Here is a 23,794-nt window from a genome sequence, read left to right on the forward strand (position 1 = left end):
GAGTGAAAGAACATCGATGGTGAAGATCGCGTGTTCTCGCGGGTGATGAATGAGGTGATCTGCTCTCGGTTTCCGAACGAAAAGGGGAGTGTGCCCGTGTCACCTCCGATGTGGTCCCGGTCTCCTCGGCTGCGCAGCAGCACCGTGGCAGCGGCCACCGTGCTGCTGACGGCCGCGTCCCTGGTGGGGCCGGTCGCGGTCGCCCGGGGCGCGGTGGCCCGTGCGGCGGAAGGAACGGTCACCGTCAACGTGGTGCGGGACGTGGATTCCGACGGCACGTGGACGCCCGTGCTGGAAGTGGGCGAGGCAGGGCTGCCCGTGACGGTCACCGATGCGGCCGGCAACACCGGCACGGCGATGACCGGCGCGGACGGCAAGGTCACGTTCTCTCCGTCGGCCCTGGGGCTGTCCGGTGGCCGCTACCGGGTCGAGGTGGTCGTCCCGCCCGACAAGTCCTATCTGAAGCCCGCGCAGGCGGGCGGCCCGGCTCCCGCGCTGTCGTCACTGGTGGAGTTCGTCGACGTGGCCGACGGCAAGGACGCGAGCGTACTCACCGCCGTGCACAATCCGGCCGACTACTGCCAGGCCAACCCCGATCTCGCCACCGCGTGTTCGCGCCAGTCCGGGGCCGGGGTGACGGACACGAAGGGCCTGGTGTCCTGGCCGTACGACCGCACGGGACAGGGCACACCGCCCGACGAGGAGGCGACGTTCGACCGGATCGGCGCCACCTACGGTCTGGCGCACAAGCGGGACACCGACGAGCTGTTCGTGGGCGCGCTGACCAAGCGGCTCTCTCCCTACGGTCCTGCGGGCCCCGGCGGCATCTACCAGGTCGACCGGAAGACGAAGCAGGTCACCACGTTCGCGGTGGTGCCGGACGCCGGTGATGCCGTGCACTCCGCCGACCTGACCCGCGACACCATGGAGATCAACGACGCGGTCGGCAAGGAGGGCCTGGGCGACCTCGACCTGTCCGAGGACCAGAGCACCCTGTACGCCGTCGGGCTCAAGGCCAGGAGCCTGTACGCCTACGACTCCTCGACGGGCGCGCTGAAGCAGACCCTGCCGATCCCCGACCCGGGCTGCCCCAGCGGTGCGGCCGACTGGCGCCCGTACGGTCTGGGGGTGCACGACGGCGCCGTCTACGTGGGCGGCACCTGTTCCGCCGAGTCCACCCAGCGGGACGCCGACCTGCGCGCGTACGTCCTCAAGCTCACCGGCAGCACCTTCACCACCGAGGTCTCGCACGCCCTGGACTACCCGCGCGGCATGGGCTACGAGTCCATCAAGGGGGACACCGCCTGGCGGCCGTGGCTGAAGACCTGGGACCCGTACAAGTGGTTCCAGCAGGCCAACTTTCCCGGGCCGATCCTGTCCGACCTGGTCTTCGACCGGGACGGCTCGATGGTGCTGGGCTTCCGGGACCGCCTCGGCGACCAGGCCGGTTACGAGGCGCTTCCTCCGGAGGGGAGCACCGACACCGTCCAGCGCTCGCTGCTCTCCGCGATGGGCGACATCACCCGGGTCTGCCGGGTGGGGGGCGCGTGGGTGTGGGACAGCGATTCCGCCGCCTGCCCGAACCACTTCGTCAACGGCACCCAGCCCCCGCAGCAGGACGGCGTCCCGGAGTACTACCCCGGCGACTCCACCCTCGGCCAGCTCGGCGAGGCCGCGATGGGCGGTCTGGCCCACGCGCCCCGCTTCCGGCACACCGTGGCCACCTTCGTCGACCCGCACGAGATCTTCACCGGCGGGGTTCGCAAGTTCGACAACGCCACCGGCGAGGGCTCCGAGAACTACGAAGTGATCAAGGGCCAGGGCTCGTTCGGCAAGGCCAACACCCTCGGTGACCTGGAACTCCTCTGCGACGAGGCGCCGGTACAGATCGGTAACCGGGTCTGGTTCGACCGCGACAGGGACGGCATCCAGGGCGCCGCCGAGGAGCCCCTGCCCGGTGCAACCGTCACGTTGAAGGACAAGAACGGCGCGGTCCTGGAGACCACCACGACCAACGCACGCGGTGAGTACTACTTCCAGGTCAAGCCGCGCACCGAGTACCGCATCACGTTCGACGTCAGCACCTCGGACACCTCCGGACTCCCGGAGAAGCCCGCCCCCACCGATCTGCTGCCCAGCGCGGCTCTGCGGGGCGACAACATCTCCGTCGACTCCAACCCCGACCCGGCCACCCAGACGGAAGCCCTCACCACCGGCGCGGCGGGCCACAACGACCACACCCACGACGCCGGGTACCACCTCCCGCGCGGCAAGGTGACGGTGCTGAAGAAGAACGCCACGACCGGCGAGGTCCTGCCCGGTGCGGTCTTCCAGCTGTGGCGGGAGACCAACGGCAAGCCCGGCCTCCAGGAGGCGGACGACACCAAGGTCGGCGCCCCGTGCACGACCGACGGCACGGGCGCGTGCACGACGGAGGTGGACCTGGGCACCTACTACTGGCAGGAGACCCGGGCGCCGCGCGGCTACCAGCTGCCGGACCCGAACGTCTTCGGTCCGCTGGTCGTGACCGGGCACAGCACCGGAAAGGGCGCGACGGTGACGGTGGCCAACAAACCGATCCCGCCGGTGACCGGTGGGATCGGAGTGCTCAAGAAGGACGCGAAAACGGGCCGCCCCCTGCTGGGCGCCGTCTTCGAGCTGTGGCGTGAGACCAACGGAAAGCCCGGCCTGCAAATGCCGGGCGACACCAGGGCCGGAGCAGCCCGCGCGACCGACGAGCGGGGGCGCTGCGCCTTCACCGGTCTGCCCCAGGGCGACTACTACCTGCGGGAAACCGCCGTCCCGGAGGGCTACCGGCTGCCCGCCCGCCCCATCAGCGGACCCCACAGGCTCACCGGGTCGGACATCGTCCTCACGCGTACGAACGAGCGGGGAGAGCCCGTGAAGAAGTAGCAGGAAGAGGTACGGAACAACCCACCCGGCCGCCGGGGCGGGGACCGGCTCACCGGCGGTTCCCGCCCCGGCGGCGTGACGTCCGGCACCCGACAGCGGGTGCCTGATGCCGACCACGAACGCGGCAACAGCGCGGCAGGACGACACGATCCGCCGGTCAGGCCCTAGATGACCAGGCTGAGGAGTGCCGCCACCGCGAAGCCCGCGACGGAGAGGACGGTTTCCAGGACCGTCCAGGACTTCAGGGTGTCGCGCTCCGAGATGCCGAAGTACTTGGCCACCATCCAGAAGCCGCCGTCGTTGACGTGCGAGGCGAAGATCGAGCCCGCCGAGATCGCCATGATGACGAGCGCGAGGTGCGCCTGCGAGAGGTCCTGTCCCTCGACCATCGGGACCACGATTCCGGCGGTGGTGACGATGGCGACCGTCGCCGAGCCCTGTGCGACGCGCAGGACGACGGAGATCAGGTAGGCGAGCACGATGATCGGCAGGCCGACGTTGTCGAAGGTCTTGGCGAGCGCGTCCGCGATGCCGCTGGCCTTGAGGACGGCGCCGAAGATGCCGCCCGCGCCGACGACGAGAAGGATGTTGCCGACGGGCTTGAGGGAGGCGGTCGAGACCGTCTCCAGGGACTTGCGGGACCAGCCGCGCCGGATGCCGAGGAGGTAGTAGGAGAGGAGCAGGGCGATGGTGAGGGCGACGAAGGGGTTGCCGAAGAACTCGATGACCGAGCGGAGGGTGGATTCCGCGAGGGCGATGGAGGAGAAGGTCGCGCCGAGGATCAGGACGAGGGGGGTACCGATGATCGTGAGTACGGTCGCGAGGGAGACCGGGTCCTCACGGGGCTCGACCCCGCTCGCCTGCTGCTCGGCGGCGACGGCGGCCTTGGCCTCCTCGGCCGCTTCGACCATGTCGGCGGGCACGGGGACGAAGATGCGCTTGCCGATCCAGGCGGCGTAGCCCCAGGCGGCGAGGACGGCGGGGATGCCGACGACGATGCCCATCATGATCACCCAGCCGAGGGAGACCTTGAAGAGCCCGGCGGCGGCGACCGGCCCGGGGTGCGGGGGCAGGAACGCGTGGGTCATGGACAGACCCGCCAGGAGCGGCATCGCGTAGAGCAGGATCGACTTCCCGCTGCGCTTGGCGGCGGCGTAGACGATCGGCGCGAGGACGAAGATGCCGACGTCGAAGAAGACCGGGATGCCGAAGACCAGACCCGTCACGCCCATCGCGAGCGGGGCCCGCTTCTCACCGAAGAGGTTGAGCAGCCGGGAGGCCAACACCTGGGCGCCGCCGCTGACTTCGAGGATCGCGCCGAGCATGGTGCCGAGGCCGATGATGATCGCGACGTGGCCGAGGATGCCGCCCATGCCGGATTCGATGACGGAGGGGAGCGCGGACTTCTGGACCGTGCCGAAGAGTTCGGTGACGGAGAGCCCGGCGCCGAGACCGACGGCGAGGGAGACGGCGAGGAGGGCGACGAAGGGCTGGAGTCTGATCTTGATGATCAGGAGGAGGAGCAGGGCGATGCCGAGGGCGGCGATGGTGAGGAGGCCGGGGGTGCCGCTGATGACGGCCAGGAGGCCGCCGGTGTGCGGGGTCTTGGGCGGGTCGCCTGCGGCGAGGGCCGTGGATATGGCGCTGGGTACTGCTGCGATCTGCATGTGCGGTCAACTCCGGGCGGTCCGGGGGACGTCCTTGTCACCCCATGGGTGGTGGAGAGAGCGGGGCCTTGCAGTGGGGGGGGTGTCGGGGCCCTCGGGCGGGGCGGGGCCAGCACCCGGGTGGGGCGGGGCCAGGAGCGGGGCGGGGTGGGGCGGGAGCGAGGGCGGCCGCCCCCTTGCCCACCCGTCCCGCCCCCGGGGGGCGGCCCCGCAGCCCAAGAGGGCGAGGGGCGGCTCCGCCGCGTGGGCGCGACCAGCCACGAGGCTCCCGCACCTTTCCGGGACAGCCGCGCGGCGAGCGCTTCAGATGAAGGGGTGGGGCAGGGGCCTCAACCCGCCGAAGGCGGGCGGGGGTTCGGGGGCGGAGCCCCCGGGCGGTGACCTCAGCCACCCGCCGACCCGCATCGAGCAAGAAGACCTCATCGAGCAAGAAGACCTAGCCGAGGACGGCGAGCGCGTCGATCTCGATGAGCAGCCCCGCCGGAAGCCCCACGTACACCGTCGTCCGCGCCGAAGGAGCCTCCTTCAGGTCCGCGAAGTACTCGTTGTAGATCTCATTCATCTCCGCGAAGTGATCCACATCCGTGAGGTAGACGCGCATCATCATCACGTCCTCCCACGAAGCCCCGCCCTCCTCCAGGATCGCCTGGACGTTGGCGAACGTCTGGAGCGTCTGCTCACGCAGCGTCGGCCCGGCGGGCGTCGGCTTCTGCCCCTCGACCGCCGGGAGGAACCCGACCTGTCCCGCCACCTGGAGCAGGTTCCCCTTGCGCACCCCGTGCGAGAACTTCGCGGGCGGAGCCGTGTGCGTGGACGGAGTGATCGCGGTCTTTTCGAGCTTGTCAGCCATGATGTTGCTTCCTTGCTGGGAGTTGCGTGGGTTGAGTGGAGAGGGCCTGCGGCCCTATGGGTTCTTGGGTGTGCCGCCCGTACCGGAGTACTCACGGCTGATCGCCTCCGCCGTACGCCGCACCAGCGGGAGCAGCGTCAATAGTTCCTCCCGGGTGACGACCACGTTCGGCGCGGACACCGACATCGCCGCGACGACCCTGCCGTCCGCCCCCCTGATCGGAGCGCCGACGCAGTTGATGGATTCCTCGTGCCCGCCGAGGTCGGTCGCCCACCCCTGCTCCCGCACGAGCGCCAACTCCCGTAGGAACGCGGCAGCGTTGGGCGTGGACCGAGCCGTGTACTGCGGATACTCAAGCTTCTCGGCGATCTCCCGCCGCTCCCCCTCCGGCAGATCCGCCAGCAGCAGCTTCGCCACCGCCGCGACGGTGATCGCCACGGGCTTCCCGATCCGCGAGTACATCCGTACGGGATACCGGCTCTCGACCTTGTCGATGTAGAGCACCTCCCCCTCCTCGCGCACCGCGAGGTGAACGGTGTGCCCGCACTCGGCGTTGAGCTCCTTCAGATACGGATGCGCGATGTCGCGCACGTCCAGGTTCTCGACCGCCTCCTGCGCCAGCGCGAACAGCCGCGCCCCGAGCCGGTAGCGCTGGTCCTGCTGCCGGTGCACCAACCCGTGCTCGTGCAGCGTGCGCAACAGCCTCAGCGCCGTCGACTTGTGCACGCCGAGCCGGTCGGCGACCTGCCCGAGGTCGGCGGGCCCCTGCGCGAGCAGCGGCAGAATGCTCAGCGCGCGGTCGACTGTCTGGCTCATGCTCGTACCTCGCCGCGCTCGGCCCGGCCTTCGTCCAGGACGCACCTGCTGACTGTTCGCTCGCTGCGCTCGTTCACGCTGTACGTACCTCCTGGTGCGGATGCAGCCCCGCCCCGGTCCATCCGGGGCCGAGTCGAAGTCTCCCCCAGCCCTCCTCGTCCAGTGCGGCCAACTCGTCGGCCAGCTCCCGGGAGGGCACCTCGGCCACGTCCCCCGCCACGGTGAGCGCGGCGGCGGCCGTCAGATGGCCGTGCCGCAGCCTCAGCGGCAGGTCGAGTCCGCGCAGCGTGGCGGAGAGGAACCCGGCGGCGAAGGCGTCCCCGGCCCCGACGGGCGCGACCACGTCCACGCGCGGGGCGGGCACCCGGTGCACCTCGCCGTCGGCGAAGACGGCCGCCCCGGCCGCACCCTGCTTGACCACGAGCACCGCCGGTTCCGGCAGCGCCGCGCGCACCGCTTCCGGCCCGCCCGTCACTCCCCACGCGGCAGCCGCCTCGTCCTCACCCACGAACACCAGGTCCGCACCCCGCGCCAGCTCCAGCAGCACAGGTCCGCCCTCACCCGAACTCCACAGCCCGGGACGGTGGTTCACATCGAAAGAGACCACGGGACGGCCGGGCCCCGCAGCACACAGCACCCTCATCAGTGCCAGACAGTCCGCCGACAGCGCCGCCGTGATCCCCGACAGATGCAGCACCCTCGCCCCGGACAGCGCCTCCCTCGGCACCGTGTCCGGGGACATCGCCGATGCGGCGGAACCCGCCCGGTAGTACGCGACCTCGTGCGTGGCGTCGTCGCGGTCGTCGGCCGTACGGAAGTAGATCCCGGTCCGGCGCTCCGAGTCCCGCACCACGTCCGACACGTCCACCCCGTACGCCCCGATCGCCTCGATCAGATGCGTGCCGAAGCCGTCCGCACCGACCCGGCTGACCCACTTCGCGGCGTGCCCGGCCAGGGCGAGCGCGCAGGCCACGTTGGACTCGGCGCCGCCGATGGTGCGGCCGAAGGACGGCACGTCGGCGAGGCGGCCGGGGCGGGAGGGCAGGAAGGTCACCATGGACTCGCCGAGACAGACGACGTCGCACACCTCATGGCGGACGTCGTCACGGTCGCCGTCGACGGCGACCCTGGTACCTGAACCTGACTGTTGTGCGGACACGGCTCGGATGTTAGACATCGGTGAGCGATATACGCAATGGGCGTTGCAATATCTGCAACGACCTGGAGGGAGGAGCCCCATGGGAGCCGAGCAGACAGCCGTACCGGCGACGCCGGAAGAGCAGCCCGGACTGCAGGACCTCGCACACGAGCCCGTCACCCACCGTTTCAAGGCCCTCCCCCCGGACGCCGAGGCCGCCGGACTGACCGTCGGCGAGCTGGCCGCCCAGCGCCGCAGCATCTTCGACGGCGGCTTCACCACCCCTCTCCTCGCCCTCTCCGCCGAGTCCCTGGCCCACAACCTCGACCTGCTGGAGACGTACGCCGAGCGCCACCGGCTCTCCTTCGCCCCGCACGGCAAGACCTCCATGTCCCCGCAGCTCTTCGCCCGCCAACTGGAGCGCGGCGCCTGGGGGATCACCGCCGCCGTCCCCCACCAGGCCCGCGTCTACCGCGCGTACGGCATCCCCCGCATCTTCCTCGCCAACGAACTCGTCGACGCCGCCGCCCTGCGCTGGCTCTCCGCCGAGCTGGACGCCGATCCCGGCTTCGCCTTCGTCTGTTACGTGGACTCCGTGCGCGGCGTCGAGCTGATGGACGAGGCACTGCGCGCGGCCGGGGGCTCCCGCCCGGTGGACGTGGTGGTGGAGCTGGGTGCGGGCGAGGGCGCCCGTACCGGAGCGCGCACCCCGGCGGACTGCGCGCGGGTCGCCGACGCGGTGGCCGCGACGAGCACGCTGCGCCTGGTGGGCGTCGCCGGGTACGAGGGCGAGGTGCCGAAGGCCGACGGCGACCGCGTCCGCTCCTGGCTGCGTGAACTCGTCACGCTCGCGGTGGAGTTCGACCGCGCGGGACGCTTCTCCCCGGACCTCGAAGAGATCGTCGTGAGCGCGGGCGGCAGCGCCTGGTTCGACGCCGTCGCCGACGTCTTCGCGGAGATCCCCGAACTCTCCCTCCCCGTACTGAAGTTGCTGCGCTCGGGTGCGTACGTCTCGCACGACGACGGCCACTACAAGGAGCTGACCCCCTTCAACCGCGTTCCGGAGGAGGGGCAGTTGCAGCCCGCGTTCCGGCTGTGGTCGCAGGTGGTGTCCCGGCCGACCCCGGCGCAGGCGTTCGTCAACGCGGGCAAGCGGGACGCGGCGTACGACCTCCACCTCCCCGAGGCGCAGGTCGTGCGGTCCGCACGGGACGGCGTCGTCCGCCCCGCGACCGGCATCACCGTCACCGGCCTGTCCGACCAGCACGGCTGGCTGAGCACCGACGCCTCCGCCGATCTGGAGGTCGGCGACTGGGTCGGACTCGGCCTGTCCCATCCGTGCACGATCTTCGACAAGTGGCAGCTCATCCCGGTCGTCGACGCCGAGGGCCGCGTCGTCGAGTTCCTCCGTACGTTCTTCTAAAGAGGGCTGCCGTCATGGATCTCGTCATACGCGGCGCACAGGTGATCGACGGCTCGGGCGGTGCCTCGTACCGCGCCGACGTCGGCATCACCGAGGGCCGTATCAGCATTATCTCCGCAGGTGACCGAGGTGGACGAGGTGAACGTCTCACCGGCAGCCGCGTCCTGGACGCCGAAGGGCTGGCCCTGGCCCCCGGCTTCATCGACATGCACGCCCACTCCGACCTGGCGCTCCTGCGCGACCCCGACCACAGCGCGAAGGCCGCGCAGGGCGTCACGCTGGAGGTGCTCGGGCAGGACGGTCTCTCGTACGCGCCCGTCGACGACCGCACCCTCGCCTCGGTCCGCACCGCGATCACCGGGTGGAACGGTGACGGTTCGGACATCGACTTCGACTGGCGCACGGTCGGCGAGTACCTGGACCGGCTGGACCGCAACTTCGGCGGCCAGGGCATCGCGGTCAACGCCGCGTACCTGATCCCCCAGGGCACGGTACGGATGTACGCCGTGGGATGGGACGACCGCCAGGCCACACCCCAACAGCTGGAACGGATGCGGCAGTTGGTCGCCGAGGGGATGCGGCAGGGTGCGGTCGGCATGTCGTCCGGGCTGACGTACACGCCCGGCATGTACGCCGACGACGCCGAGCTGACCGAGCTGTGCCGCGTCGTCGCCTCGTACGACGGCTACTACTGCCCGCACCACCGCTCGTACGGGGCCGGAGCCCTCGAAGCGTACGAGGAGATGGTCCAGCTCACCCGCAACGCAGGGTGCGCGCTGCACCTCGCGCACGCCACCATGAACTTCGGCGTGAACAAGGGCAGAGCCCCTGACCTGCTGGCCCTCCTGGACGAGGCGCTCGCCGACGGCGCGGACATCAGCCTCGACACGTACCCCTACACTCCGGGCTGCACCACGCTCGTCGCGATGCTGCCGAGCTGGGCGAGCGAGGGCGGCCCCGACGCGATCATGGCCCGGCTGCGGGACGACTCGACGGCCGAGAAGATCCGCCACCACATGGAGGTGATCGGCGCGGACGGCTGCCACGGGGTGCCGATCGAGTGGGACACCATCGAGATCTCGGGCGTCTCCGACCCCGGGCTCGCGGGCTGCGTCGGCAAGACGATCGCCGCTTCGGCCGCCCAGCGCGGCGAGGCACCGTGGGTGACCGCCCGCCGTCTCCTGATCAACGACCGGCTGGGGTCGACGATCCTCCAGCACGTGGGGCACGAGGAGAACGTCCGGGAGATCATGCGGCACCGCGTGCACACGGGCGGCAGCGACGGAATCCTCCAGGGGTACAAGCCGCACCCGCGCGCGTACGGCACCTTCCCTCAGTATCTCGGGCGCTACGCAAGGGAGTTGGGGATCCTCTCCCTGGAGGAGACGGTCGCCCATCTCACCTCGCGGCCCGCGGCCCGGCTGCGACTGGCCGACCGGGGGCTCGTCCGGGAGGGGTACCGGGCGGACCTGGTGCTGTTCGACCCGGCGACGGTGGCGGCGGGGTCGACCTTCGAGGCTCCGCGCACGCTGCCGGTCGGCATTCCGCACGTACTGATCGACGGGAAGTTCGTGATCGAGGACGGGCGGCGGACGTCGGTGCTGGCGGGGCGGGCGGTGCGGCGCAGTCCGTGAGCCGTCGGCGTACGGCATTCGGCACTCGGTGTACGGCACTCGGTGTACGGCAGCGCGAACAGGCGACGGCCAGGCGTGACGCATGACACCCCGGTGCGGCCCGGCGGGCGGATTCGTAGCCGCCGGGCGGGCCGGACTTGCGTTTCGGCGGGCCGCCACGGGGGTCCGCTTTGCGATGGAAGACGCGGCGAAGGCCATGTCCGTACGCCGGTGACCCGTGCGGACGGATCGCGGCGGTATTCACGCACGTCACGCCGCACACGCCCGTAAGCTCGCCGTCATGCAGGTGATCCAGTCAACGAAGCTCGCCAATGTCTGTTACGAGATCCGGGGTCCGGTCCTTGAGGAGGCGATGCGGCTGGAGGCAGCCGGACACCGCATTCTCAAGCTCAACACGGGCAACCCGGCGGCCTTCGGGTTCGAGTGCCCGCCGGAGATCCTGGAGGACATCCTCCGCAACGTCGGCACCGCGCACGGGTACGGCGACGCGAAGGGCCTGCTGTCCGCGCGGCGCGCGGTGATGCAGCACTACCAGACCAAGGGCATCGACCTCGACGTCGAGGACATTTACCTTGGCAACGGCGTCTCCGAGCTGATCCAGATGTCGATGCAGGCGCTGCTCGACGACGGCGACGAAGTACTCGTCCCGGCCCCGGACTATCCGCTGTGGACCGCGTCGGTCTCGCTGGCGGGCGGCACGGCCGTGCACTACCGGTGCGACGAGCAGGCCGACTGGATGCCCGACCTCGCGGACATCGAGCGGAAGATCACCGACCGGACGAAGGCTCTGGTGATCATCAACCCGAACAACCCGACGGGTGCGGTGTACGACGACGAGATGCTGCGGGGGCTGACCGAGATCGCCCGCCGCCACAACCTCATCGTGTGCTCGGACGAGATCTACGACCGCATCCTGTACGACGGCGCGACGCACACCCCGACCGCCGTGCTCGCCCCCGACCTGATGGTCCTCACCTTCAACGGGCTCTCCAAGAACTACCGGGTGGCGGGCTACCGGAGCGGCTGGATGGCGGTCTGCGGCCCGAAGGCGCACGCCTCGTCGTACATCGAGGGACTCACGATCCTCGCCAACATGCGGCTGTGCGCGAACATGCCCTCGCAGCACGCGGTGGCCACCGCGCTCGGCGGGCGGCAGTCGATCGACGACCTGGTGCTGCCGGGCGGGCGGATCCTGGAGCAGCGGAACACGGCGTACGAGCTGCTGACGCAGATCCCGGGCGTGACGTGCGTGAAGCCGAAGGGGGCGCTGTACCTCTTCCCCCGGCTCGACCCGAAGGTCTACAAGGTCAAGGACGACCGGCAGATGGTCCTGGACCTGCTGCGGGCCGAGAAGATCATGGTGGTGCACGGGACCGGGTTCAACTGGCCGGAGCCGGACCACTTCCGGATCGTGACGCTCCCGAACTCCAAGGACCTGGCGGACGCGGTGACGCGGATCGGGAACTTCCTGGACGGGTACGGACAGCCCTGACCCGCCTCCGCGGCCGGACCCGGACCGCGCTCTACTTTAGATCGAATCTAAGATAGGATGGCTTCCTGACGCTCGCCGCAGGAGGCCATCCCCTCATGTACGAACCGATCCGCACCAAGTCGGTCCACTCCACGGCCGACGCCGACGCCCGCTTCCCGCACCGCTCCCGCGAGGAGGAGCTGGACATCCAGCTCGCCGGACACCTCTCCGCGCTCCTCGCCGTGACCGACGAACTCGGACTCGACGCCGCGGCCGACCGGATCGCCGTCCAGGTCGCCCGGCTGCGCGGAGCCCCGCCCGCCCGGCACGCGGGCCACCGCCGGGAGGCCCCGGCCGCCCTGCACCGCCGCGCGCACGCCCTCGCGGGCCGCGCGCTGGTGGTGGCCGCGTCGCGCGCGGACACCGCCGCCGCGATCCTCGCCGCCGAGCGCATGGACGCGCACACGGCGGCAGCCGCTGACGACACGGTCAGCCTCTGATCGGCCCCGGTCCGCGGCCGGGGAGGCCGCGGACCGGGTGCCACCAACTCCCTTACGGAGGAACCGGCTTCGGTTGCGTACCGGGATCGGACGTACACTCCGCGTTCACCTGACACCGGCCGGAATGTGGGTTTCCGGGAGCACTCTGCACCTGTGAGACGCATCCTGGGAATCGTCCTGGCGGTGCTGCTGGTCGGCGGTGTGGCAGTTGCCGTCGCAGTGGGCCGCGAACCACGGGGCACGGGTACAGACCCGGGCACGGCAACGAAGACCGTGCGAGGAGTGATCGGATCGGAGAAGGCGGAGTTCTTCGCCGACCCGAAGGTGGTGGAGGCCCTTGCTGCCAAGGGCTACACCCTGCGGACGGAGACGTCCGGATCGTGGGCGATGGAGCAACTGCCCCTGAAGGGCTACGACTTCGTCTTCCCCGCGAGCAAGGCACCGGCCGACGAACTGCGCAGGAAGACCGGCGGCACGGGCACCCCGCTGCGCCCCTTCTACTCGCCGCTGGTCGTCGTCGCGCACAGCAACGCGGCCCGGGTGCTCGCCGACGCCGGTCTGGTGACACTGCGCGGCAAGCACTCGGGCACGCTGCGCATGAAGCCCTTGATGGACGCGGCGAAGGCGGACCGCACCTGGCAGCAGCTCAAGGGGGCCGAGAAGCACGGTGAGTTGACCGGCTCGCTCTTCGTCTCGACGACCGACCCCGGGGCGTCCAGCTCGGGGGCCCTCTATCTCGCCGCCGCCTCGTACGTCGCGGACGGCGGCCGGGTCGCCGACGGCGAGGAAGCGGTGGCGCGCACCGCACCGCTGCTGCGCAAGCTGATCTCCGTACAGGGAGCGCAGCAGACGAGCAGCGACGCCCCGTTCCGCGACTTCATCAGCGGTGTCGGCAACCCCCTCGTCCTGGTCTACGAGTCCCAGGTGGCCTCGCTCCTGCTGCGCGGACAGGACGCCGGGGACCTCGTCGTCCTCTACCCGGACACGACGGTGAGCAGCGACCACACGGTCGTCCCGGTCACTCAACTCGGGCGTGCGATAGGCGAGTTGCTGACCACCGACCCCACTCTCCAGAAGCTCGCCGTACGCCACGGCTTCCGGCCGCAGGGCGCTCCCGCCGCGTTCGCCTCGGCCGCCGCCCCGCACTCCTCGTACCTCAACCAGTCGCTGACCGGCGTCCGCCAGGCGCCCGTGCCCACCTCCGCGGTGCTGCACGCGCTGGCGCAGCGCGCGCAGGGAGGATCGTCATGACGTCCGCAGTTCCGCAGGAATCACCGCTGACACAGCCCCTGGTACTGACGCCCCCGCAGGCCACCGGCCCGGTGCGGGCCGAGCAGGCGGCCGGTCTCGTACCGGTGGGCGCGGAGGTGCGCCAGGAGATGGCCCGCCGCGCCGCCGACTACGTCGCCTCGCTCGCCGGGCTCGACGCCCGCTCCCCCGAGTTCGCCACCCGGATCGGGGAGATCACCGCACTGGGCGGAGCCGAGATCAGGGGCGCCGCCCAGCAGTCCAACCGGATGCTCGACCGTACGGTGCGGGCCCTGTCCACCGGCGAGGAGGACGCGCAGGGCCGCGTCGGCGGCTCGCTCCTGGAACTGCGGCGCACCGTCGAGGACTTGGACCCCAAGGACACTCCGGCGCGCGGCGCCCGCCGCCTCCTCGCCAAGCTGCCCGGCGGCAACCGCTTCCGCGACCACCTCGCCAAGTACGCCTCCGCACAGGGCACGTTGAATCGGATCGTGGGCACGCTGCGCGGCGGCCAGGACGAGCTGCGCCGCGACAACGCGGCTCTGCACACCGAGCGCACCCGCCTCTGGGACACCATGGGCAAGCTCCAGGAGTACGCGGTACTGACCGACGCCCTGGACCAGGCGGTCGAGCAGCGCATCGCCGAGGCCCAGTCCGCCGACCCCGCCCAGGCGGAAGCCCTGCGCGCCGACGTGCTCTTCCCCGTACGGCAGAAGCACCAGGACCTCCTCACCCAGCTCGCGGTCTGCGCACAGGGCTATCTGGCGATGGACGTGGTCCGCCGCAACAACGAAGAGCTGATCAAGGGCGTCGAACGCGCCGCCACGACCACCGTCACCGCCCTGCGCATCGCGGTGATGCTCGCCTCCGCCCTCGACAACCAGAAGAGGGTCGTCGAGCAGGTCAACGCCCTGCGCGGCACGACGGACGAGCTGATCCGGGGCAACGCGCAGATGCTCGCCACGCAGACCGGCGAGATCCAGCAGATCGCCGCGGAGTCGGCGGTGAGCCCGGAGACCCTGCGCCAGGCGTTCCGGGAGATCTTCACGACGCTGGACGCCATCGACACGTACAAGGCGCGGGCGACGGAGGCGATGGCGACGACGGTGGAGTCCCTGACCGCCGAACTGGCCGCCGCGAACAGCTACGTGGAGCGCAGCAGGTCGGCGGCGGACGGGGGACCGCGATGAGAGCCCATGGAACACGCGGCAGGCACGGCAGGCACGGCATACGCGGCAGGGCGCTCGCGCTGCTCGCCGCGGCACTCCTGGCCGGAGGCTGCGCGCCGTCTCCCGAGCCCCCCGCTTCGGACACCGAACCCCGGGCCGGAACGCTGCGAGTGCTCGCGTCGAGCGAACTGACCGACGTCACCGAGACCCTGGCGAAGGCGGCGCAGGCCACCGGAGTCGAGGTCCGCTTCACCTGGGCCGGCACGCTCGACGCCGTCGAGCAGATCGCCTCCGGCAAGGCCGACGAACGGTACGACGCCGTATGGCTGTCCTCCAACGACTACCTGCGGCTGCGTCCGGAGGCGGCCGGAAAGCTGACCTCCGAGACCCCGCTGATGACCTCCCCGGTGGCGATCGGGGTGAAGACGGCGACCGTACGCACGCTCGGCTGGTCGGCGGACCGGGTCACCTGGGCGGACGTGCACAAGGCTGTCGCGGCGGGCCGGCTGACGTACGGCATGACCGACCCGGTCCGCTCCAACTCGGGCTTCGCGGCGCTGGTCTCGGTCGCCTCGGGCCTCTCCGGGGCACAGGGCGCGCTGACCGGCGCGGACGTCACCTCGGCGACGCCCCGCCTCAAGGAGTTCTTCGGCGGCCAGCGTCTGACGTCCGGCTCATCGGGCTGGCTGGCCGAGGCGTACACCCGGCGCGGCACGGTCGACGCGCTCATCAACTACGAGTCCGTCCTCCTGTCCATGAACCGCGACAGCCACGCGGGCCTGACGGTGATCCGCCCCCGCGACGGGGTCGTCACCGCCGACTACCCCTTCTCGCTCCTCACTTCCGCCTCCGCACGGGCCAAGGAGGACGCGGGCAAGCTGACCGCGCACCTGCGCACGGCCCCGGTGCAGCGTTCCCTGGCGGCGACCACCCTCCGCCAGCCGGTGGTCGGCGTTCCCGCATCGAGCGCCCTGGCCCGCCGCGAGCTTCCCTTCCCGGGCTCGCGCACGGTCGCCGACGGCCTCCTCGCCTCGTACGAGAACGTCCTGCGCCGCCGCTCGCGCACGGTGTACGTGCTCGACACCTCCTCCTCGATGGGCGGCGAACGCCTGACTCGGCTGAAGGAGGCCCTCGCCCGCCTGACGGGCACGGCGGACTCGGCGCTCGGGCGGCGGTTCCGGGACCGGGAGGAGGTGACGCTGCTGCCGTTCGGGTCGGGGGTCAAGGACGTCGTACGGCAGACGGTCGACCCGGCGCGCCCGGGGGCGTCCCTGGACGCGCTCCGCTCCTCCGCCTCCTCCCTGACGGCGGAGGGCTCGACGGCGATCTTCAGCAGTCTGCGTGAGGCGTACGAACGGCTGGGAGCGCCGGGGGACGCCTTCACGAGCATCGTCCTGATGACGGACGGCGAGAACACGGTGGGCGACTCGATGTCGGACTTCGACTCCTTCCACGCGTCCCTGCCGCCGGAGCGGCGCGCCACGCCCGTCTTCCCGATCCTCTTCGGCGACTCCGACCGTTCTGAGCTCGACCACATCGCGGTGCTGACGGGCGGGCAGCTCTTCGACGCGACGAAGGGTTCGCTGGACCGAGCCTTCGAGGAGATCCGTGGCTACCAGTAAGCCTCTGCTCCGCTACGTCGAATCCCGGAAGAACCTGGCGGGCTGCGGGGGCGGGCTGGCGGGCCTCGCGCTCACCTTCACGGGGGTGGCGGGGGCGTACTGGCCGGTGGTGGTGGTCGGCCTCTACGGCGCGGGGGCCCTGCTGGCTCCGCCGGACCGGGTTCCGGCACCGCGTTTCCCCTCCGCCGAGGAGCGACTGGAGGCCCTGCGGGGTGACTTCTCCCAGCTCAGGACGTACGCGTCATCGGTCGCGCCCGACCTCCCGCCGGTGGCCGGGCGGAAGCTCACGGAACTGACGGAACTCCTGGAGGCCCTGCTCTCCCACGGGGAGTGGGGCCAGGACCCGGAATCCTTCCACGCCCTGTCACGGGCGGTGCGCTCCGACGTGCCGGAGGCGGTGGACACCTACCTGCGGGCCCGCTGGTGGACCCGCTTCACCCCGGGCGGCGAGCAGCCGGACCAACACGTGGTACGCCAACTCTCCCTGGTCCTGCGGGACTTGCGGGGCCTCGCCTCAGCCCTCCGGGAGGCGGAGGGAATACGCCAGGAGTCACTGACGCGGTACTTGGAGGGGCGGGGGCCGTCGGAGGGGTGAGTCCGCACCGGGCTGGGGCGTGCGGCGGCGAGGGCGGGGCGGCGGCATTGAGGGGCGCGGGGAACTGCGCAACCCGCCGAAGGCGGGTCCGGGGGTCCGGGGGCGTAGTCCCCGGGCAGTGACCCCGGCCCGCCCGTCCACCCACCCCGGAGGGGGAAAGGGGAAGACCCCCGGAGCCTGAGGGGGCTACCGGGGGCCGTGCCGCGTCTCGTTCGGTGGATCCCACTGGTCAGGGCGGTGTCGTGACGATCCGAGTGCGGCTCTCACTCCACTCCCCCCGGGTGTTCGTGCACCCGGAGGGAGCTGAGCGAGGCGGTCGGAGCCGGGGAACAGGCCGGCTCCGACACGTATCAGGGGGGACTAGCCGAGGCGCTGCACCAGCGCCCGGTACTCGTCCCACAGTTCCTTGGGAGCGTGCTCCCCAAAGGTGTTGAGGTGCTCGGGGACCAGCGCGGCCTCCTCCCTCCACACCTCCTTGTCCACCGTGAGGAGGAAGTCGAGGTCCGCCTCGGACAGGTCAAGCCCGTCCGTGTCCAGCGCACCCTTCGCGGGCAGGATGCCGATCGGCGTCTCGACGCCCTCGGCCTTGCCCTCCAGCCGCTCGACGATCCACTTCAGCACCCGGCTGTTCTCACCGAAGCCCGGCCACACGAACTTGCCCGCGTCGTTCTTGCGGAACCAGTTCACGTAGTAGATCTTCGGGAGCTTGCTCTGGTCGGGCTTGTCGGCGCCGACCTTCACCCAGTGGCCCATGTAGTCGCCCATGTTGTAGCCGCAGAACGGCAGCATGGCGAACGGGTCGCGGCGCAGCTCGCCGACCTTGCCCTCGGCGGCGGCGGTCTTCTCCGAAGCGACGTTCGCGCCCAGGAACACGCCGTGCTGCCAGTTGAACGACTCCGTCACCAGCGGAACGGCCGTGGCGCGGCGCCCACCGAACAGAATCGCCGAGATCGGCACCCCCTTGGGGTCCTCCCACTCGGGCGCGATGATCGGGCACTGACCGGCCGGAACGGTGAACCGGGCGTTGGGGTGCGCGGCGGGCGTCCCCGACTCGGGCGTCCAGTCGTTGCCCTTCCAGTCGGTGAGGTGAGCCGGAGCCTCCTCCGTCATCCCCTCCCACCACACGTCGTTGTCGTCCGTCAGGGCGACGTTCGTGAAGACCGAGTTCCCCCACATGGTCTTCATCGCGTTGGCGTTGGTGTGCTCACCGGTGCCCGGCGCGACGCCGAAGAACCCGGCCTCCGGGTTGATCGCGTACAGCTGGCCGTCCTCGCCGAACCGCATCCAGGCGATGTCGTCGCCGATGGTCTCGACGGTCCAGCCGGGGATCGTGGGCTCCAGCATGGCGAGGTTCGTCTTGCCACAGGCCGACGGGAAGGCGGCCGCGACGTACTTCGACTCCCCCTGCGGCGGCGTGAGCTTCAGGATGAGCATGTGCTCGGCGAGCCAGCCCTCGTCGCGCGCCATGACGGACGCGATGCGCAGCGCGTAGCACTTCTTGCCCAGCAGGGCGTTGCCGCCGTAGCCCGAGCCGTAGGACCAGATCTCGCGGTCCTCGGGGAAGTGCGAGATGTACTTGGTGGAGTTGCAGGGCCACGGAACGTCGGCCTCGCCCTCCTGGAGCGGCGCACCCAGCGTGTGCACGGCCTTCACGAAGAAGCCGTCGGTGCCCAGCTCGTCCAGGACGTGCTGCCCCATGCGGGTCATCGTGCGCATCGAGACGGCGACGTACGCCGAGTCGGTGATCTCGACGCCGATCGCGGACAGCGGCGAGCCCACCGGCCCCATGCAGAACGGGACGACGTACATCGTGCGGCCGCGCATCGAGCCGCGGAAGATGCCTTCCCGGCCGTCCTTGCCCTGGAACAGCTCCCGCATCTCGGCGGGGGCCTTCCAGTGGTTCGTCGGACCCGCGTCCTCCTCCTTCTCGGAGCAGATGAAGGTGCGGTCCTCCACGCGGGCGACGTCGGACGGGTCGGAGGCGGCGTAGTAGGAGTTCGGGCGCTTGATCTCGTCGAGCTTCTTGAACGTGCCCTTGGCGACGAGCTCCTCGCAGAGCCGCTCGTACTCAGCCTCGGACCCGTCGCACCACACGACACGGTCGGGCTCGGTGAGGGCTGCGATCTCGTCTACCCAGGAGACGAGCTCCTGGTGGTTGGTGGGGACGGTGGTGGGAGCCGCGATGTCGCGCGCCACGATTGCTCCTTGTTGAGGGGTTCTGTGGTTTGTTGCCCCGTGGGGGCTGCGACCCGGATGCTTCACACGATGTAGCTCTGCATAGTCCCTCTGGCGCTCATCCGGTGCCGACCGCACTCATTTGATCATCCGGGTGTTCCGCCCATCTGTCCAGGGGGCCGCCCACGTGAGCATCACCACTCCACACCATCCCCCCGCACCGTCCCCCATGAGTGAGCATCGCCACTCGTAGCCAGAACTTACGGAACCGTAGGTAGCATTCGGGGCATGACGTCGCATGCCGTGCCCGCCCAGGTCACCGAGATCGACCCGCCTCCGGTCAAGCCCAGACTGCGGGGCTGGCTGCACGCCGGAATGTTCCCCGCCGTGCTGATCGCGGGCGTCGCGCTGATCCTGTTCGCCGACTCCGGCCGGGCCCGCATCGCCTGCGCCGTCTTCGTACTGACCGCGTGCATGCTCTTCGGCGTGAGCGCCGTCTACCACCGGGGCACCTGGGGCCGACGCGGCGAAGCCATCCTCCGCCGCCTGGACCACGCGAACATCTTCCTGATCATCGCGGGCACCTACACGCCCCTCACCGTCCTGCTGCTCCCCGCGTCGACCGGCACCACCCTGCTCTGGGCGATCTGGGCGGCGGCCGGTGCGGGCATCGCCTTCCGGGTCTTCTGGGTCGGCGCGCCGCGCTGGCTCTACACCCCGTGCTACATCGCGATGGGCTGGGCCGCGGTCTTCTTCCTGCCCGACTTCATGCGGGCGGGCGGCGTCGCGGTGCTGGTGCTGGTGGTCGTCGGCGGGCTGCTCTACAGCGCGGGCGGCGTGATCTACGGCCTCAAGCGCCCCAACCCGTCACCGGCGTGGTTCGGCTTCCACGAGGTCTTCCACTCCCTCACCCTCGCCGCCTTCGCCGCGCACTACGTCGCGATCGCGATGGTGGCCTAGCCGACCGCCCGACCGGGGGCCCGACGGCCGGCCCGGCCGACGGCCTATGCGTCCCGGGGTCCGGGTCGCCCCCGCCTCTTCTTCGCGCCCCCTCGGTGGCCGCGGCCTCGACGCCGCGGCCACTCGCCACGCCAGGACCGCGACGGCCGCCAGCACCACGGCGACGACCGCCGCCGTGCCCAGGACCAGAAAGCCCAGCACGCACAGCACCGCCACCACACCGGTCAGCACGTTCATGAATCTCTTCATGCCTCCCCCTCCCTCTATCACTCCGCACATCTGTCGCCGTTTCACGGACAGTTCGGCTACCCACAACACACGGTGACATGCGGCACTGACAATGGCCCCGGCCGCCAAAGATCCGCCCAGCCGCGGAAGATGGCCGACAATGACGCCATGGCCGCCCCACGCACCCCACCCGCCACCCCGGACACCCGCCCCGGCCTGCGCGAACGTAAAAAGATCAAGACGCGCCTGGAGATCCGCCGGGCCGCTTTCCGCCTCGTCTCCGCCCAGGGCTGGGACGCCACGACGATCGAGCAGATCGCCGAGGAGGCCGAGGTCTCGCCGAGTACGGTGATCCGCTACTTCCCGGTGAAGGAGGACATCGTCCTCACCGACGAGTACGACCCGGTGATGGAGGGCGCGCTGCGCCGCCGCCCCCGGGACGAGCCGCTGCTGGAGTCGGTGCGGGCCGTGGTGACCGAGGCGATGCGGCGCTCCCTGGACGAGGAGCCCGACGAGGTGCTGCTGCGCACCCGGCTGATGCTGGAGGTTCCCGCCGTACGGGCCCGGATGGTGGAGAGCGTGAGCGTCACCAGCCGCATGCTGTGCAGGGTGATCGCCGAGCGGACCGGCCGGGACGCGGGCGAGCTGGAGGTGCGGATCTTCGCGACGGGCCTGCTGGCCGCCGTACTGGAGACGACGCTGTACTGGGCCGAACGCGGGCAGCGGGACGACCTGGTGGGCCTCATCGACCGGATGCTGCGGACGTTCGAGGGGGGCCTCACCCGCATCGACGGCTGAGACCCCCTCGCGTGAGCACCCCTCTCGCCCGTACCCGCTAGTGGTGCGGTTTCCGGGCGGGCGGCTGCGCGGCCCGGGGCTTGCTCAGGACCGGCTTCGTCCCCGGCACCCACCCCCTGAAGTCGCCCTTCCCGCACGCGACCCCGTCGCCGTCGCGGTCCAGACCGTGCCGGTCGCGCCGCGCTTCCAGCGGCCCGTATCCCTTGGACTTCAGCCACTCGCACCGGTCGGCGACCGGCGGCGCGAGCTTCGAGTGGGGTCTCCCCTGCTCAAGCTGGGGGAAGGTCCACGGGACACACGTGCTGACGGTGCCGTACGCGTGGTCGCAGCCGTCGTAACCGTCCGCGAGCAGGACCCCCCGGGGTGCCTTCGGGCGGCCGTCCTCGCCGGGGGCCGCCTGCCGCGGAGGCTTCGGCGCGGCGTTGAGCTCGTCCGCGTAACTCTGCACGCGGGCCGCCGCGACCTGCCCCTGCGGGCCGATGCGCACCCACGTCGAGACGGATGGGACGCCCTTCGCGTCGACCACCGACAGCATGTACCAGCCGGGTGGCGCCAGGTTGGGGTTGCTGGTGAGGGAGAGGTCGACGGTGTTGCCGTCGACGGTCATCGGCAGGTCGACGTACCGCTGGTTGGGGTCGGAGGAGTGGGTGACGGCGGCCGGGCGGATCAGACTGGCCTTCACCACCGGGGTGTCGACGGTGATCCGCTGGCTGGAGCCGTACGACCAGGACGGTGAGGCCACCGACGTGATCCTCGGGCGCGTGCCCCTGAAGAAGTACGGCGGCTTGTAGATCGACACGCGCTGGTCGAAGGAGCCGTCTCCGGGGTTGTCGCCGATGCTCAGCACCCGGCCGTCGGGGAGCAGGGTCGACGACGAGTGGTAGGTGCGCGGGACGGGGTCGGCGGCCAGTGGTCGGCCGAAGGTGTTGGTCGCCGGGTCGTACATCGAGGCCGAGAAGACGGGGTCCTCGCGGTAGGTGTGCAGGGCGCCGCCGGTCTCCAGGACCTTGCCGTCGGGCAGGATCACGGTCGACAAATAGACCTTGCCCTCCTCGCCCTTCTGCTTGCTGCCGTCCTTGTAGTAGCCCTGCGGGAGGTCGGGCCCCGGCCGGTACGCGGGGGCGGCCGCCTTGAGGTCGATGAGGTCGACGAGGCGGTGTGCGTCGGGGGCCACGGTGTGGTTGCCGCCGCCCGCGGTGAGCACCTTCTGGTCCTGGGCGGGCGGCAGCAGGAGGGAGGCGGACTGGTCGCGTTCGTCCTTCTTCCGCAGGCCGGGGACGTCGGTGACGGTGTTCTTGTCGTAGTCGTAGAGGGACGCTCCGGTGCCGGGCAGGCCGGGGCCGAAGGTGTGGCTGCCGCTGTAGAAGAGGCGGCCGTCCTGGAGCAGGATCATCGCCGGGTACAGGCCCCAGAACGCCCACGACTGCTTGGCCTGGCCCATCGGCAGCCACTTGTTCTGGGCGAAGGAGAAGTGCTCGTTGACGACGGTGCCGGAGGAGTCCTCGCCGAGTCCGCCGAGGGCGAGCACGTCGCCGTTGCCCAGCGCGGTGGCCGACGGGTACCAGTGCCCGGCCAGCAGGTCGTTGGTCCTGACGTACGTGTTCGTGGCCGGGTCGAAGACGTAACTGGTCTTCAGCCCCTTGTAGCCCACCGTGCCATCGGCCGACGCGTAGTCCTTGTTGCCGCCGACCACCAGCACGCGCCCGTCCGGGAGTTGGACGTGCCCCGCGCAGAAGAAGTCCTCGGGGGTCGGGACGTCGGTGTAGGTGCCCGCGACGGGGTCGAAGACGGAGGTCTTGAAGGTGCCCGCCCTGAAGGCGTCCCGGTCGTTGCCGGAACCGGCGATCAGCAGCACCTTCCCGGTGTGCAGGAGCACGGAGTGGATGGCGCGCACCGGGGACGGCGCGCTCTGCACGGTCCACTGGCCCGTGCACTCGGGTCCCGTGCCGCCCGCCTCGCAGGGGTCGTCCGGCGGTTCCGGCACGGTGGCGTCGGCCATCGCGTAGTCGTCGGTGGTGAGCGAGCCGACGCCGTAGAGGGCCGCGCCCCAGGTGATCTGGTCGGTGTTCGGCGGGATCTGCGGCGTACGGACTTCCTCACGGGTGTACGTCGCGGCCTTCGGCAGCGTCTTGAGGTCGGTCCAGAACACCCAGCCCGCGGTCCTGTCGTGGCGGAAGAGGGTGAGGGCGACGTCCGGCGAGGTCGACCTGTACCAGAGGGACAGGTCGTACTGGTGGCCCTCGACGACCCCCGGCGCGCAGGCGTTCTCCAGCATCATCGTCTTGCGGTCGCCGTCGGTGCGGCGGGCGAGGTCGATGCGGACGGCGCGGCTGCCGCTGTGGGCGTCGGCGGTGACGGCGTACGTGAAGGCGTTGTCGCCCCAGCCGGACTTCTCGAAGCACTGCGGGAACTGTGTGGCCGCTTCGAGCGTTTCCAGACCAGGATTGGTGATCAGATTCGCCGCCGCCTTGGCCGGGGTCGCGGAGAGCGGGGCCAGTCCGACGCCCGCGGCGAGCAGGGCAAGCACCATGAAAAATAAACGAGTTGATGGGTAAGTGACTCTTGTGGCTCTTATGGTTCTTGTGGT

The 23,794-nt window shown here is 70.7% G+C and carries 17 protein-coding genes; 11 read left to right on the forward strand and 6 right to left on the reverse strand.

Annotation, left to right across the window (positions count from 1 at the left end):
- Positions 1–96 precede the first annotated feature (96 nt).
- Positions 97–2,913 (forward strand): SpaA isopeptide-forming pilin-related protein, encoded by a 2,817-nt coding sequence (locus OG897_RS24210; RefSeq protein ID WP_266659300.1) that lies wholly within the window; start codon positions 97–99, stop codon positions 2,911–2,913.
- Positions 2,914–3,077: 164 nt separating this feature from the next.
- Here the strand turns inward: OG897_RS24210 and OG897_RS24215 are convergent, their stop codons facing one another.
- The 4 genes from OG897_RS24215 to OG897_RS24230 all read right to left on the reverse strand — a co-directional run bounded on the left by OG897_RS24215 (position 3,078) and on the right by OG897_RS24230 (position 7,333).
- Positions 3,078–4,580 (reverse strand): GntP family permease, encoded by a 1,503-nt coding sequence (locus OG897_RS24215; protein ID WP_266659301.1) that lies wholly within the window; start codon positions 4,578–4,580, stop codon positions 3,078–3,080.
- Positions 4,581–5,016: 436 nt separating this feature from the next.
- Complete coding sequence (locus tag OG897_RS24220) at positions 5,017–5,430, reverse strand: RidA family protein (RefSeq protein WP_266659302.1); 414 nt, start codon at positions 5,428–5,430, stop codon at positions 5,017–5,019.
- Between the two features lie 54 nt (positions 5,431–5,484).
- Positions 5,485–6,246: an IclR family transcriptional regulator gene (locus tag OG897_RS24225; protein WP_266659303.1), complete on the reverse strand. Its 762-nt coding sequence runs from the start codon at positions 6,244–6,246 to the stop codon at positions 5,485–5,487.
- A 73-nt stretch (positions 6,247–6,319) separates the two neighbouring features.
- Positions 6,320–7,333 carry a sugar kinase gene (locus OG897_RS24230; protein WP_266660452.1) on the reverse strand — a complete coding sequence of 338 codons (1,014 nt, stop codon included), beginning with the start codon at positions 7,331–7,333 and terminating at the stop codon, positions 6,320–6,322.
- A gap of 151 nt (positions 7,334–7,484) precedes the next feature.
- Between OG897_RS24230 and OG897_RS24235 the strand changes: the two genes are divergently transcribed.
- From OG897_RS24235 to OG897_RS24270, 8 genes are all read left to right on the forward strand, one after another.
- A complete protein-coding gene (locus OG897_RS24235; protein WP_266659304.1) occupies positions 7,485–8,807 on the forward strand; it encodes an amino acid deaminase in 1,323 nt (440 codons plus the stop codon).
- A 14-nt stretch (positions 8,808–8,821) separates the two neighbouring features.
- Positions 8,822–10,441 carry an amidohydrolase family protein gene (locus OG897_RS24240; protein ID WP_266659305.1) on the forward strand — a complete coding sequence of 540 codons (1,620 nt, stop codon included), beginning with the start codon at positions 8,822–8,824 and terminating at the stop codon, positions 10,439–10,441.
- Positions 10,442–10,721: 280 nt separating this feature from the next.
- On the forward strand, positions 10,722–11,933 hold the full coding sequence (locus OG897_RS24245; protein WP_266659306.1) for a pyridoxal phosphate-dependent aminotransferase: 1,212 nt from the start codon (positions 10,722–10,724) through the stop codon (positions 11,931–11,933).
- 95 nt (positions 11,934–12,028) lie between these two features.
- Positions 12,029–12,412 carry a hypothetical protein gene (locus OG897_RS24250; RefSeq protein WP_266659307.1) on the forward strand — a complete coding sequence of 128 codons (384 nt, stop codon included), beginning with the start codon at positions 12,029–12,031 and terminating at the stop codon, positions 12,410–12,412.
- A gap of 126 nt (positions 12,413–12,538) precedes the next feature.
- Positions 12,539–13,663, forward strand: coding sequence for a hypothetical protein (locus OG897_RS24255; protein ID WP_266659308.1), 1,125 nt, complete (start codon positions 12,539–12,541; stop codon positions 13,661–13,663).
- On the forward strand, positions 13,660–14,850 hold the full coding sequence (locus OG897_RS24260; RefSeq protein WP_266659309.1) for a toxic anion resistance protein: 1,191 nt from the start codon (positions 13,660–13,662) through the stop codon (positions 14,848–14,850). The genes OG897_RS24255 and OG897_RS24260 overlap by 4 nt, the downstream gene beginning before the upstream one ends.
- A complete protein-coding gene (locus tag OG897_RS24265) occupies positions 14,847–16,451 on the forward strand; it encodes a substrate-binding and VWA domain-containing protein (RefSeq protein WP_266659310.1) in 1,605 nt (534 codons plus the stop codon). The genes OG897_RS24260 and OG897_RS24265 overlap by 4 nt, the downstream gene beginning before the upstream one ends.
- Entirely contained in the window at positions 16,438–17,046 is a 609-nt protein-coding gene (locus OG897_RS24270; RefSeq protein ID WP_266659311.1) for a hypothetical protein, read from the forward strand. The genes OG897_RS24265 and OG897_RS24270 overlap by 14 nt, the downstream gene beginning before the upstream one ends.
- Positions 17,047–17,406: 360 nt before the next feature.
- Here the strand turns inward: OG897_RS24270 and OG897_RS24275 are convergent, their stop codons facing one another.
- Positions 17,407–19,242: a phosphoenolpyruvate carboxykinase (GTP) gene (locus OG897_RS24275; protein ID WP_266659312.1), complete on the reverse strand. Its 1,836-nt coding sequence runs from the start codon at positions 19,240–19,242 to the stop codon at positions 17,407–17,409.
- Positions 19,243–19,509: 267 nt separating this feature from the next.
- On the opposite strand from OG897_RS24275, the gene OG897_RS24280 reads away from it, so the two are divergent.
- Both OG897_RS24280 and OG897_RS24285 read left to right on the forward strand, forming a co-directional pair.
- Positions 19,510–20,181, forward strand: a complete 672-nt coding sequence (locus OG897_RS24280) for a hemolysin III family protein (RefSeq protein ID WP_266659313.1) — start codon at positions 19,510–19,512, stop codon at positions 20,179–20,181.
- A 396-nt stretch (positions 20,182–20,577) separates the two neighbouring features.
- Entirely contained in the window at positions 20,578–21,207 is a 630-nt protein-coding gene (locus OG897_RS24285; protein ID WP_266659314.1) for a TetR/AcrR family transcriptional regulator, read from the forward strand.
- Positions 21,208–21,244: 37 nt separating this feature from the next.
- Here the strand turns inward: OG897_RS24285 and OG897_RS24290 are convergent, their stop codons facing one another.
- Positions 21,245–23,737, reverse strand: coding sequence for a galactose oxidase-like domain-containing protein (locus OG897_RS24290; RefSeq protein WP_266659315.1), 2,493 nt, complete (start codon positions 23,735–23,737; stop codon positions 21,245–21,247).
- Positions 23,738–23,794 lie beyond the last annotated feature (57 nt).

It is taken from the genome of Streptomyces sp. NBC_00237 (genome assembly GCF_026342435.1).
Classification (GTDB): Bacteria; Actinomycetota; Actinomycetes; order Streptomycetales; family Streptomycetaceae; genus Streptomyces.